Origin of the sequence: Caulobacter sp. 17J80-11 (assembly GCF_014349105.1) — a bacterium.
In the GTDB taxonomy this organism is placed as follows: Bacteria; Pseudomonadota; Alphaproteobacteria; order Caulobacterales; family Caulobacteraceae; genus 17J80-11.
Genome location: NZ_JACSJI010000015.1, coordinates 23,725 through 37,473, shown reverse-complemented (window position 1 = coordinate 37,473; position 13,749 = coordinate 23,725). Strand labels below are relative to the sequence as shown.

Below are 13,749 nucleotides of genomic sequence, written 5' to 3'. Positions count from 1 at the left end.
GTCGCGGGATGGGAGTTCCAGGTGGCGTATTTCGACTATCGCGGCCGGGCCATGCCCGAGGGGGCCGCGCCGACCCGGTCGTTTCTCGGAACCTCCGCCGGGGGCGAGACCATCACGGGCTCCTCAGGGGCCGACACCCTCAGCGGCAACGGCGGCGGCGACATCCATGTCGGCGGCGCCGGCGACGACCGCTACATTCTCAAGCACAAGGCGGACGTGGTGATCGAAACGCCCGGCGAGGGCGTCGACACCATCACCGCCTGGCATTCGGTGATCCTGCCCGACAACGTCGAGAACCTGATCGTGGGCGGCGGCGACGGCCGCTACGCGGGCGGCAACGCGCTGGCCAACCTGATCAAGGGCCAGGACGGGGCCCAGACCATCTGGGGCGGGGCCGGCGACGACGTCCTGCTGGGCGGCGCTGGGCGCGACCTGTTCGTGATCGTGCGCGGCGAAGGCAACGACGTGATCTACGACTTCGAGCCGGGCGCCGGGGTCGGCGACTTCCTGCGCCTGCAGGGCTCGGACTTCCACACCTTCGAGCAGGTCCGCGCGGCCATGCGCCAGGACGGCGCCGACGTCGTCCTGCAGAACGGCGCCGAGGTGATCGTCTTCCGCAATATGACCATCGACCGGTTCGCGGCCGACGACTTCCAGCTGACGCTGGACCGCGCCACCCTGGGCGCCCAGACCTTCGACGAGAATTTCGACAGCCTGTCGCTCTTCCACGCCACCGAGGCGCCCGGCGGGACCTGGAAACCGCATTTCGGCTACCAGGGCGAGAGCGGCCTGGGCAGCTACACCCTGGCCACCAACGGCGAGCTGCAGGTTTATCTGAACCCCTGGCTGAAGGGCACGACCAACCAGCCGCTGGGCCTGACCCCGTTCTCGATCGCCGACGGGGTGCTGACCATCCGGGCCCAGCCGCTGACCGCCGCCCAGCAGTCGCAGCTGTGGGACTACAAATACGGCTCGGGCCTGATCACCACCCAGCCCAGCTTCTCCCAGACCTACGGCTACTTCGAGATCCGGGCCGAGACGCCGAGGGGCTCCAGCTTCTGGCCGGCCTTCTGGCTACTGCCGGTGGACGGCGTCGGCGTCGAGCTCGACGTCATGGAAGCCTTGGGCGGCGAGCCCAACCAGGTCTGGGCCAGCGCCCACAACCACCCCGCCGGCCAGCACTACACGACGGCCTCCTTCCTGCCGGACGCCGGCGGATTCCACGCCTACGGGGTGCTGTGGACCCCGACCGACCTCGTCTTTTACGTGGACGGGGCCGAGGTCTACCGCCTCGCAACGCCCGCCGGCATGGACAAGCCCATGTACATGCTGGCCAACCTGGCCATGGGCGGCTGGGGCGGCCAGCCGGACGGGACGACCGCCTTCCCGGCCGATTTCAAGATCGACTACGTCAAGGCCTGGGCCCTGCCCCAGAACGTCACGACCAACACCATCACGGGCGGCGCGACGGCGGACGAGCTGACCGGCACATCCCAGGCGGACCGCATCGAAGGCGGCGGCGGGAACGACACGCTTGCCGGCGGCGCGGGCTTCGACCTGCTGATCGGCGGCGCGGGCGACGACACCTACGTGATCGGCGACACCGGCGACCAGGTGGTCGAGCGGCCGGGCGAGGGGGTCGACACCATCGTCTCCTCGGTGACCTTCACCCTGCCCGACAACGTCGAGAACCTGACCCTGACCGGCGGCGCGGGCGCGCAGGCCTACGGCAACGCGCTCGACAACCGGCTGACCGGCGACGCCGGCAACAACCGGCTGGACGGCCGCGCCGGCGCCGACGTGCTGATCGGCGGCGACGGCAAGGACGTGCTCTGGGGCGGCACGGGCGACGACGTGCTGATCGGCGGCGCGGGCGACGACCGCTTCTTCTTCCGCCCTGGCGACGGGCACGACGTGATCGAGGATTTCGTCGCCGGCGGGACGGAGGACGCGCTCGACTTCTTCGCCTACGAGGGCCTGGGCTTCACCTTCACCCTGACCCAGGTCGGGGCCGACGCGGTGATCGAGGTCTCCAACGGCGACCGCGTCACCCTGAAGAACGTCGACGCCTCCCAGCTCCAGTTCAAGGAGTTGAACATCCCCGGCTGGACCGATCCGACCGATCCGCCGCCCCCGCCGCCGCCTCCCCCGCCGCCTCCGCCGCCTCCGCCCCCTCCGCCGCCGCCGCCCACGGGCCAGCACCTGATCGGCACCGAGGCGCGCGACGTCATGCAGGGCGGGTCGGGCGACGACACCCTGGAGGGCCTGGGCGGCTCGGACTACCTGAAGGGCGGGGCCGGCGCGGACCGGATGATCGGCGGGACCGGCGACGACTATTACATCGTCGACGCCGCCGGCGACGTGGTGGTCGAGCAGGCCGGCCAGGGGTTCGACACGGTCGAGGCATGGATATCCTACGTCCTGCCCGACCAGGTCGAGTACCTCACCCTGGCCGGGGCTTCGGCCGACGGGACCGGCAACGCCCTGAACAACGTCCTGCGCGGCCATGACGGCGCCAACACGCTTAAGGGCCTGGCCGGCGACGACCAGCTCTTCGGCTATGGCGGGGACGATCGGCTGGAGGGCGGCGCGGGCGCGGACCGGATCACCGGCGGCGCGGGCCGCGACGTGATCGTGGTCGGCGTCGGCACGGGCCAGGACACGGTCGAGGACTTCAAGCCTGGCGAGGACGTGCTCGAGGTGCAGGGCTACGGCGCCTGGAAGCACCTGCTTCAGCAGGGGGCCAACACCGTCGTGGTGTTCTCTGACGGCGACACCGTCCGGCTGAAGAACGTCCAGGCCGACACCCTGACCTCGGCCGACTTCGTCTATACGGGCGGCGGCGATACCCCACCCCCACCCCCACCTCCACCGCCGCCACCTCCTCCTCCGCCGCCGCCGCCGGGCACCATCCAGGGCACGGCCGGGAACGACAGCCTGGCGGGGACGGCGGGGAACGACCGGATCGAGGGCCTGGCGGGCGCCGACTATCTGGACGGGCGGGCCGGCGCCGACGTGCTGGTCGGCGGGCTCGGCAACGACTCGTACATCGTGGACCGCGCCGACGACCAGGTGATCGAACGGGCCGGCGAAGGGACCGACACCATCGGCGCCTATGTCAGCTACACGCTTCCCACCGAGGTCGAGTACCTGGTGCTGAAGGGGACGGCGGCGATCGACGGGATCGGCAACGAACTGGCCAACCGGCTGACCGGCAACGACGCAGCCAACCGGCTCGACGGGATGGCCGGAAACGACGTGCTGGAGGGCGGCCGCGGCGCCGACGTGCTCAGCGGCGGCGCCGGCGACGACCTGTTCGTCTTCCGCCCCGGCTTCGGGGCCGACCGGATCCTCGACTTCACCGCCGGCGGGCTGGAGGACCGGCTGCAGTTCGCAGGCTTCGGCAGCGAACGCCCGACCGTCACCCAGGTCGGAGCCGACACCGTCCTGACCTTCGCCGCCGGGGACACCGTGACCCTGGTGGGCGTCGACGCCACCCAGTTGACCGCCAAGGATTGGGTCTGGAGCTAGGCCGCGGCAACTGGAGCGTCCCGGCTCCGGTTGCAGGCCGTATGAGCCAAGCCCGCCCAGCCGGCGTCGTCAGACTGTTTCTCGCCGGCGACGTCATGCTGGGCCGCGGCGTCGACCAGATCCTGCCGCACCCGAGCGATCCGGTGCTCCACGAGCGCTGGATGAGCTCGGCGCTCGGGTACCTGGAGCTGGCCGAGCAGGCGTCGGGACCGATCCCGCGCCCGGTCGGGTTCGACTACGTCTGGGGCGACGCGCTCGAAATCTGGCGCGAGCGCAAGCCGGACCTGCGGCTGGTCAATCTGGAGACCGCCGTCACCCGGAGCGACCGGGCCGCGCCCAAGGGCATCAACTACCGCATGAGCCCGGCCAATGCGGCGTGCCTGACGGCGGGCGGGATCGACGGCTGCACGCTGGCCAACAACCACGTGCTGGACTGGGGCCGGACCGGCCTGCTTGAGACCCGCGACACCCTGGCCCGGCTGGGCCTCAGGATCGCCGGGGCCGGGCGCGACCTCGACGCGGCCCGCGCCCCGGCGGTGTTCGATCTGGGCGAGGGTGGTCGGCTGCTCTTCTACGCCTTCTGCACACGCTCCAGCGGCGTGCCCTCGGACTGGGCGGCGACGCCCGTCCAGCCGGGGGTGAACCTGATCGAGCTGACCCCGCAGGCGGCGGCGGAGGCCGCGGAGCGGACCGCGCGCGCGCGCCGTCCGGGCGACCTGGTCGTAGCCTCCGTCCACTGGGGCCCGAACTGGGGCTGGGAGGTCCCGCAGGCGCAGCGCGACTTCGCCCACGCCCTGATCGAGGCCGGCGTCTCGGTCGTCCACGGGCACTCCTCCCACCACGCCAAGGGCATCGAGGTCCACCGCGAAGGGCTGATCCTCTACGGCGCAGGCGACTTCCTGAACGACTACGAGGGCATTGCCGGCCACGAGGCCTACCGCGGCGACCTGGCGGTCATGTGGTTCGCCGACCTCGACCGGAAGACGGGCGCCCTCGCCGGCCTTGAGCTCGTCCCCCTGCGGATCCGCCGGATGCGCCTGAACCGGGCGAAGGCGGCCGACATCCGCTGGCTGCAGCACGAAATCGCGGCCCATTCGCCGGACCAGGTCGCCCTGACTCTCACCGACTCAGGCGCTTTGCGCCTCACCTGACCGACTCTGACCGAAACGGTCGTAAAGGACCGAAGGACGGCCGCTTCCACGGATTTGCCCACTTCTGCCCCAGCTCGACCGTTAACGCCCGTTAACGATCGAGCGAATCTCTCTATGTCTGGATCCGACCCGCCCGACCCAAAGAGCCGCCGGACCGCCATGCCTGCCCGTTCCGACCTGAAACTGACCGCCAATGTCTGCGCCATTCACGCCTGCCTGAAGCGCGAAGACCGCTGGTGGAGCGTGAACGAGCTGGCCGACGCTCATCCTTCGATGAGCCTGGGCACGGTGAAGAACGTCATCGGGGCGCTGGTGAGGGCCGGGCTGGTGCGCTGCGTGACCGTCACCCATCCCTGGCAGTACCGGCTGGTGCAGGCCGAGAAGATGGACCTGGTGCACATGAGCCAGCTGTCCCGCCTGTCCGACGCTCAGGCGGTGTTCGAGGAGAAGCGCGCCGCCATCGGCTGACGCGCCCGCGTCGGACGGCTAGAACGCGCTTCGCAGTTTTCGATTCAGGAAAGGGCGAGGCGCGATGACCGCCCCCATCACCTACGCCGGCTATCTCGCACTGGACGAGCTTCTGGCCTGCCAGCATCCGCGCTCGGACGAGCACGACGAGATGCTGTTCATCGTCATCCACCAGGCCAAGGAGCTGTGGCTGAAGGAGATCCTCCACGAGGTCGCCTTCGCCCAGCGGCAGGTGCGCGCCGGCGACCTGGTGCCCGCCTACAAGAGCCTGGCGCGCGTCTCGCGCATCCAGGCGGTGATGACCATGTCGTGGGACGTGCTCGCGACCATGACCCCGTCCGACTACACCAGCTTCCGCGGCGCGCTGGGCACCAGCTCGGGCTTCCAGTCCGACCAGTTCCGCCGGCTGGAGTTCATGCTGGGCCTGAAGGACGCGTCATTCCTGCGCTTCCACGAGGAGCGGCCGGCGGCGCTGAAGGCGCTGGAAGACGCGCTGGCCGCCCCCAGCCTGTACGACGACGCCCTGGCCCAGCTGGCCGCCCACGGGGTGGACGTGCCGCAAGCCGCCCTCACCCGCGACGTCAGCCAGCCCTACGTGGCCTCCCCGGAGGTCGAGGCCGCCTGGCTGACCGTCTACCGCGACACCAAGAAGTACTGGGAGCTGTACCAGCTGGCTGAAAAGCTGGTGGATCTCGACGACGCGCTCGTCACCTGGCGCCACAAGCACGTCATCACCGTGGAGCGGATCATCGGCTCCAAGCGCGGCACCGGCGGCACCGAGGGCGTCGGCTACCTGCAGAAGACCCTGGAACGCCGCTGCTTCCCAGAGCTGTGGTCCCTGCGCACCCGCCTGTGAGGTTGCTCTGATGAGCTACAAGCGCCTGTTCTCCCGCGCGCTGTCGGCCGCGCCCGGCCGCCTGCATGTCGCCGCCCACAGCCACCACCTGTGGCCCGACGCCAGCCGCGAGGCGCAGATCCAGGCGTGGGAAGACGCCGCCGTCCTGGCCGACAACAAGTGGGACAAGGTGTTCGGCGAGGTCTATCCGGGCGCCCAGGCGCATGTGGCGCGCGAACTGAACCTGCCGTCGCCGCAGACGGTGCTGTTCGCGCCCAACACCCACGAGCTGATGGTCCGGCTGTTGTCGGCCTTCGACAAGCGGCCGGTGCGGGCCCTGTCCACCGACGGCGAGTTCCACTCCTTCCGCCGGCAGTCGGCGCGCTGGATCGAGGCCGGCGAGCTGATCCTCGACGTGGTCCCGACCGAGCCGTTCGAGGACTTCGAGGAAGCCTTCCTGACGAAGGCGCGCTGCGGCGCCTACGACCTGATCTTCACCAGCCACGTGTTCTTCAAGACCGGCCGGGTGTTCGAGCGCGTGTTCGAACTGGCCGAACTGGCCAGGCCGGACGGCCCCTGGGTGGTGGTCGACGGCTACCACGGCTTCCGGGCCGTGCCGACCGACCTGTCGTCGGTGGCCGACCGGCTGTTCTACGTGGCCGGCGGCTACAAGTACGCCATGGCCGGCGAAGGCGCGGCCTTCCTGCACGCGCCGGCGGGTTTCGGCGAGCGGCCGACCGTGACCGGCTGGTACGCCGAGTTCGCCGACCTGATCGCCCCGCCCGGCGGCGTCGGCTACGGCCGCGACGCCAGCCGCTTCCTGGGCGCCACCTTCGACCCCAGCGGGCTGTACCGGTTCGGGGCGGTCGCCGACATGCTGGACGCCGAGGGGCTGACCACCGCCGACGTCTCCGCCCACGTGCGAGTCCTGCAAGACCAACTGGTCGCCGCGGTCCGCGCGGGCCAAGCCGGCCGGCTGTCGGAAGCCGAGATCCTCAACCCGCCCGGCAACCACGCCCAGGCGCGCTTCATCGCCTTCCGCCATCCCGAGGCCCAGGCCTGGAAGAAGGCGCTGATGGCCCGGGACGTGATCACCGACGTGCGCGACGACGTGCTTCGGGTGGGGCTGGGCCTCTATCACGACCCCGAGGACATCGAGCGCTTCTGCGCGATCGCCCGCGAGACCCTCGCCTGATCAGGCGGCGGACGCCTGCAGGGTTTGCAGCGCCTGCACGCTGATCAGCTTCAGATCCAGGGCGCGGCGCACCACGTCCAGCGGCTCGATGGTCTGACGGCGCACGGCGGCGTCCACCTGGGCCTGGCTGACCACGCCAGTGCGCACGAGATACTGATCGAGGCGGCCCGCGGCGTTGGTGCGCCAGTACTCCGACAGCGCGCCCTGCAGGGTGCGGTGGTCGATCGCCTCGTTCAGAATCAGGGCGTCGCCCAGGCTGCGGTAGCCGGAGCGGATCGACCGCCACAGCTGGGCCGCGCCGACGGCGTCCAGCAGGCCGCATTCGACCAGACGCTCGACCTCGCGCCGCTCCCGCGCCAGCGCGCCGGGCGTCCAGGCGTAGCGGACGGCGAAGGCGATGTCGCTCAATGGAGCGTAGACCACCCGCAGGCTCTTGACCCCGACCGCGCCGAGCCGCCGTTCCAGCTCGGCGCGCTCGGCCTTCTCAAGCGGCTCGGCCAGCGCGACGTCGAGCATGGTTTCGTTCCAGCGCAGCGGCACAGCTCCGAACCGCGCCGCGTCGCGCGCGCTCAACAGGCGCAGCACGTCGGGCGCGATCTGGAACGGGTCGAAGCTCGACGACAGGGCCTCGCTCCATTCCGCAAAGGCCTCGGCCAGGTGCTCGTCGGAGATCACGCCGCGGTCCACCAGCAGCCGGCCGATCGGGCGATAGCGGTCGGCCTGGGCCTGGATCGCCGCCTCCAGGTCCTCGGCGGTGACGTGGTTCCAGAAGCGCAGCACGTCGCCCAGGCGTCCCCGCCGGTTCTGCAGCTCGGCCAGCGAGGGGAAGGAGTGCTGGGTCTTGTCCCACGCGATCGGTCGGCCGGTGGCGAGGTGGGTCAGGAACAGCCCCATGGAGCGCCAGAAGGCGGCGAAGCCCACGCAGTTCGACAGGGCCGCCCGCACCGGCGTCAGCCAGACGTACTTCAGCCCGTGATGCTTGAAGGTGAACAGAGCTCTGTGCGCCAACCTGTTCATCAGGAACAGGAAATTGACCTGCACCAGCAGCAGCACCCAGGTCCGGTCGATCAGCGGCGGCAGGCCGCGCACGGCCGGCAGGAACCAGCCCAGCACGGTCCAGCCGGTGACCTGCAGCACCAGCAGGTAGGCGATCACGCCGGTCGGCGCGGTGATCAGCGCCTTGCGGTCGCGGAACAGGAAGTAGCGGTTGTTGACGTCGCCGAACCAGCCCAGCTGGCGCCAGCCCAGATAGGAAATGCCCAGCATCCAGCGCGCCTTCTGGCGCACGCTGGCGGTCCACTGGTCGGGGAAGAACTCCTTGGTGGCGACCAGCTCCTGGCGCTCGACCTCGACCTCGCCCTTGCGGAACCAGGCCTTGCGGAAGCGCTTGGTCCTGGCGTGATACGCCACGAAGCGCGAGGTCATGCCCACCGAGCGCAGCCGGTGGCCGACGTCGTAGTCCTCGGTCAGGCTGTCGGTGTTGAAAGGCTGGTTGTCCTTCTCCCGGCACAACTCGACCATGGCCTCGCGCGAGAAGGCGGTGGCCACTCCGGCCGAGGGCGTCATGCGCGCCAGCAGCGAGCGGACGGGCAGGTCCTTGCCGTGGAACTCGGCGAACTCGTCCATGTAGTGGCAGGCGATCATGCTCCACCACTTCCGGTTCATCGACAGCACCGGCAGCTGGATCATGCCGCGGCCCTCGATGAACCAGTTGACCACCTTCAGGCCGAACGGGTGCACCACGTCCTCCGCGTCATGCATCAGGATGACGTCGTAGGGCCGGCCGGTCTTCTCGCCGTGCAGGAAGATGTTCTGCACCAGCCAGTTCAGGCAGTCGGCCTTGCTGGTCGGGCCGTCGTGCGGAACGTCGGCGCGGTGCACGTTGGGAAAGCGCTGGCGCACCCGGTCGACCTCGCGTCGCGTGTCCGGGTCGTTGGCGTAGACGCCGACGAAGATCTCGTAGTTGGAATAGTCGAAGGTATTGGTCGTGTTCGCGATCATGTTCGCGATCACGTCCGACTCCTGCCAGGCCGGGACCATCAGCGCGATGCGCTTTTCTGGGTGCGCGGCCAGGGCTTCCTGCGGCGGCGGCTTCTTGACCAGGCCGCGCCAGCCGCGCCGCCAGGCCCGGTGCCAGTAGTAGAAGTCGATGATCAGGTCGTCGATCGACGACACGAAGATGATCACCGCCACCACGGCGATGGCGATCTTCAGCCCGCCCCAGTAGGCGAGCAGCAGGTCGAACAGCAGCGTCTGAAAACCGTCCACCGGGGAGCGTCCTCAGGCCTGCGGGGCGGCTTGGGCCCCGCGGGGCGAAGTCGGACGCACGGTCATGGAACGCTCACGGACGCTACCCGTCTCACGTACCGGAATTCGCAGAACAGGCCGCTCGGGCACGGCGTCGCACCCGCCGGGAACCCCCTTCCCCGCCAGCGCTTTCAAAGCGTGCAGCCGGACACGCCCATGGCGGATCTAGAGACCTACCGAGCCAAGCGGGACTTCTCCCAGACGCCCGAACCCAGCGGTGAACGCCGCGTCGCGCGCTCGGATCGCCCGCGCTTCGTGATCCAGAAGCACGCGGCCACGCGGCTGCACTACGACCTGCGGCTGGAGCACGAGGGAAGCTTCTATTCCTGGGCGGTCACGCGCGGCCCCTCGCTCGACCCCGACGACAAGCGCCTGGCCGTGGAGGTCGAGCCGCACCCGCTCGACTACGGCGACTTCGAGGGCACGATCCCCAAGGGCCAGTACGGCGGCGGCACGGTGATGCTGTGGGACCGCGGCTATTTCCGCGAGGAGAAGGGCCGCGCCTTCGAGCAGGGCCTGAAGAAGGGCCACCTGTCGCTGGAGTTCGACGGCAAGCGCATGCAGGGCGGCTGGTCGCTGATCCGCATCGCCAACGACCGCAGCAAGAGCAAGCGTCCCAACTGGCTGCTGATCAAGCACGACGACGAGACCGCCCGACCGGGGGACCACGACGCCTTCCTGGAGGAGAACGCCTTCTCGGTGGCCTCGCGCCGGACCATGGAGCAGATCGCCGCCGGCAAGGGGCGTGCGCCGACGCCCTTCATGCTCAAGGACGCCAAGACCTCGGCCAAGGCGGTGTGGAACTCGAAGGGCGCCAGCCCGGAGGAGTCGGGCGAGGAGGTCGCGCAGCGCGCCCACGCGCCCCGCGCCAAGCCCCAGGAGCGGCCGATCAAGGCGAAGCCCGCCAAGGGGACAAAGACCGCGCGCATGCCCGAGCATGTCGAGCCGCAGCTCTGCAAGCTGGTCGACCGGCCGCCGTCGGGCCCGGGCTGGGTGCACGAGATCAAGTTCGACGGGTATCGCGTCCAGGCCCGGGTCGAGCGCGGCAAGGCTACGCTGTGGACCCGCAAGCCGCTCGACTGGACCGCCCGCTTCCCCGAGATCGCCAGGGACTGCGCCGCCCTGCCCGACTGCTATCTCGACGGCGAGATCTGCGCCCTCGACAAGGAGGGCCGGCCGGACTTCTCGGGCCTGCAGGCGGCGCTGTCGTCGGGCCAGACGGGCGAGCTGGTGTTCTTCCTGTTCGACGCGACCTTCGCCGAGGGCGAGGACCTGCGGAAGCGGCCGCTGGACGCGCGCAAGGCGCGCCTTGAAGTGCTGCTCGAGGACGCCGGCGCGTCCTCGCGCCTGCGCTTCGTCGACCACTTCGACATGGGCGGCGAAGCGGTGCTGAAGTCGGCCTGCCGCATGGGGCTGGAGGGCGTGGTCTCCAAGCGCCGCGACGCGCCCTATCGGTCTGGTCGCAGCGACACCTGGACCAAGTCCAAGTGCCGGGGCGGCCAGGAGGTGGTGATCGGCGGCTGGACCACCACCGGCTCCAAGTTCCGCTCCCTGCTCGCCGGCATGTGGCGCGATGGAAAGCTGGCCTATGTGGGTCGGGTCGGCACCGGCTTCGGCGGCGACAAGGTCAAGGTCCTGCTTCCGCAACTGAAGGCGGTCGCGGCCAAGGACTCCCCGTTCTCCGGGGCGGGCGCCCCGCGCGGCGGCGCCGACGTCCACTGGGTGAAGCCCGAGCTGGTCGCCGAGATCGCCCACGCCGGCTGGACCGGCGACGGCAACGTGCGCCAGGCCAGCTTCAAGGGACTGCGCGAGGACAAGAGCGCCCAGGAAGTCGTCCCGGAAACGCCGGAGGCGCGCGAGGCCGTGAGCCATCGCCCGCCGGCGCGCTCGTCGGCCGGGAAGCAAGGCGCGCCCGTGGTGCTGGGCGTGACCCTGTCCAATCCGGACAAGCTGCTGTGGCCGGACAGCGACGTCGGCCCGGCGGCGAGCAAACTGGACCTGGCCCGCTACTACGAGACCGTGGCCGAGCATCTGCTGCCCTATGTGAAGGGCCGCCCCTGCTCGATCATCCGCACCCCCGACGGGATCACCGGCGAGCGGTTCTTCCAGCGCCACGCCGGGGCCGGCCAGTCCAAGCTGGTCACCCTGACCACGGTCAGCGGCGACCGGCAGCCCTACATCCAGTTCGACACGGCCGAGGCCCTGATCGCCGCCGCCCAGATCGGCGCGACCGAACTGCACCCCTGGAACTGCCTGCCTGGCAAGCCCGAGATCCCGGGCCGGTTCGTGTTCGACCTCGATCCCGACGAGGACCTGCCGTTTGAGCGGGTGATCGCCGCCGCGCGCGAGCTGAAAGGGCGGCTGGAGGCCCTGGGCCTGGCCTCCTTCCTGAAGACCACCGGAGGCAAGGGCCTGCACGTCGTCACGCCGTTTATGCAACCGGCGAAGTCTCCCGTCGCCTGGCCGGAGGCCAAGGCCTTCGCCAAGGCGCTGTGCGAGCGCGTCGCGGCCGACGATCCGGACGCCTACACCACCAACATGAGCAAGAAGGTGCGCGGCGGGCGCATCTTCCTCGACTATCTGCGCAACGACCGGATGGCGACGGCGGTCGCCCTGCTCTCGCCCCGGGCCCGACCGGGCGCGACGGTGTCCTTCCCCCTGACCTGGGCGCAGGCCCGCAAGGGGCTCGATCCGAAGAAGTACACCCTGCACACCGCCCCCGGTCTGCTGAAGCGCGGCGATCCGTGGGCCGGCTACGAGGAGGCGGCCGCGCCGCTCAAGCCCGCCATCGCGAAGCTCGCGAAAAGCTGATCGGCCGCCGCAGGTCTGAACGACCAAGCCCGGAACAGCGACGCCCCCGGCCCCGTTTGCCCCGCATCCGCCGGAGGAAACGTTCATGGCCCGCAACTTGTACGACACGCTGCTTCCCCTCGGGCGCGAGGCGCGGCTGTCGATCGACGGCGAGCACCGCGCGATCGCCGTGCTGGGCGACGGCAGCGTCGCGGAGCTCTACCAGGGCTTCTCCGGCGATCTGGGCGACACCCTGCAGGTGCAGCGCTTCAGCGTGACCGGCAAGGCGCTGTCGGCGCCGGTGTCGGCGGGAGCGAACGGCCCGACCGGCGCGAACAGCTTCGGAGGCGGCCTCGCGCCGCTCGACGACGGCGGCTTCGTGGCCACGTGGATGGTGGCCTTCAGCCACTCGGTGACGCCGCAGTTCTCGACGTTCGACAAGTCTGGCGCCCTGCGGGGCGGCGGCGACGGCCTGAGCGGCCAGGCCTCGTCGGTGGCGGCCGGCGGCATGCCGGGCGGCGGCTTCGTCATCGCGGAGGCGGCGTCGGACCTGTTCGGCCAGTTCGCCGCCATCGTGCTGCAGCGCTACACCGCCGCGCACACGCCCGACGGGGAGGCCATGCTGATCGCCACGCGCGAGGACCCGTTCGGCGGCGGACTGTTCTACAATGACCTGCAGGTCCAGCGCGTGGCCGGCGGCGGGGTCGAACTGCTGTGGACCTCCCGCGAGGGCGTGCACGCCGCGCTGGTGAAGGCCGACGGCACGGTGGTCGAAAGCCTGCTCAGCGACGGCTTCGCCGCCGACCTCGACACCGCCCGCCTGGCCGACGGCCGCATCGTCGCCACCTGGGCCGAGGCCGACGGCGCGGCCTCGCACATCCGCGCGGCGGTGTTCGACGCCGCCGACCTGGCGGCCGGCCATCTTCCCTCCGAGATCGCGGTCGGCGACGCCTCGGTGTTCGCCGGCGAAGCCGAGCCCGAAGTCGTGGCCCTTCGCAGCGGCGGCTGGGCGGTCAGCTGGCACGACGGCGACGCCGACGGCGGCACGCTGGGCCGTACATTCGGGGCGCGCGGCGCCGCCGGCGAGGTGTTCAACGCCCACGGCGACTTCATCGGAACCGACGCGACCGGCCGGGTGGTGTCGGCCCGGGTCGACGCCGAGGGCGACGTGTTCGTCGCCCGCTATCATGTGATCTCGGCCCCGATCTGGATCCCCGGGCTGGACCGCATCCCCATGCGCCTGCCCGGCCACGAGCAGCAGCACGCCTTCCACAGCGAATGGGCGTTCTGAATCGAAAGAGCCCGCGCATCGCTGCGCGGGCTCTCGTAACATTCAGGCCGGCCTTGAGCGCGATAGCCGAAAGTGGACGCCGATTTCGGCGGCAATCGCGCTCAAACTCTTAGAATTAGAGCCTTCTTGTTCGCTTCGGATGTTTCCATCCGAAGCGGGAAGGCTCTAGGAACCGGCCGGA

At 70.4% G+C, this 13,749-nt stretch carries 8 protein-coding genes; 7 read left to right on the top strand and 1 reads right to left on the bottom strand.

The window, feature by feature from the left end; all coding sequences use genetic code 11:
* Window positions 1-21 precede the first annotated feature (21 nt).
* From H8B08_RS19485 to H8B08_RS14640, 5 genes are all read left to right on the top strand, one after another.
* Window positions 22-3,531 carry a family 16 glycosylhydrolase gene (locus H8B08_RS19485; protein ID WP_187450937.1) on the top strand — a complete coding sequence of 1,170 codons (3,510 nt, stop codon included), beginning with the start codon at window positions 22-24 and terminating at the stop codon, window positions 3,529-3,531.
* 41 nt (window positions 3,532-3,572) lie between these two features.
* Window positions 3,573-4,682, top strand: a complete 1,110-nt coding sequence (locus H8B08_RS14655) for a CapA family protein (RefSeq protein ID WP_187450936.1) — start codon at window positions 3,573-3,575, stop codon at window positions 4,680-4,682.
* A 159-nt stretch (window positions 4,683-4,841) separates the two neighbouring features.
* Entirely contained in the window at window positions 4,842-5,150 is a 309-nt protein-coding gene (locus tag H8B08_RS14650) for a hypothetical protein (protein WP_187450935.1), read from the top strand.
* A 64-nt stretch (window positions 5,151-5,214) separates the two neighbouring features.
* Window positions 5,215-6,006, top strand: coding sequence for a tryptophan 2,3-dioxygenase (locus H8B08_RS14645; RefSeq protein ID WP_187450934.1), 792 nt, complete (start codon window positions 5,215-5,217; stop codon window positions 6,004-6,006).
* Between the two features lie 10 nt (window positions 6,007-6,016).
* Window positions 6,017-7,180, top strand: coding sequence for an aminotransferase class V-fold PLP-dependent enzyme (locus H8B08_RS14640; protein ID WP_187450933.1), 1,164 nt, complete (start codon window positions 6,017-6,019; stop codon window positions 7,178-7,180).
* On the opposite strand, the gene H8B08_RS14635 is transcribed toward H8B08_RS14640, so the two are convergent.
* Window positions 7,181-9,448: a glycosyl transferase family protein gene (locus H8B08_RS14635; RefSeq protein WP_187450932.1), complete on the bottom strand. Its 2,268-nt coding sequence runs from the start codon at window positions 9,446-9,448 to the stop codon at window positions 7,181-7,183. It lies immediately after the preceding gene.
* A gap of 195 nt (window positions 9,449-9,643) precedes the next feature.
* Between H8B08_RS14635 and ligD the strand changes: the two genes are divergently transcribed.
* Entirely contained in the window at window positions 9,644-12,298 is a 2,655-nt protein-coding gene (gene ligD / locus H8B08_RS14630; RefSeq protein ID WP_187450931.1) for a DNA ligase D, read from the top strand.
* A gap of 85 nt (window positions 12,299-12,383) precedes the next feature.
* On the top strand, window positions 12,384-13,568 hold the full coding sequence (locus H8B08_RS14625; protein WP_187450930.1) for a hypothetical protein: 1,185 nt from the start codon (window positions 12,384-12,386) through the stop codon (window positions 13,566-13,568).
* Window positions 13,569-13,749 lie beyond the last annotated feature (181 nt).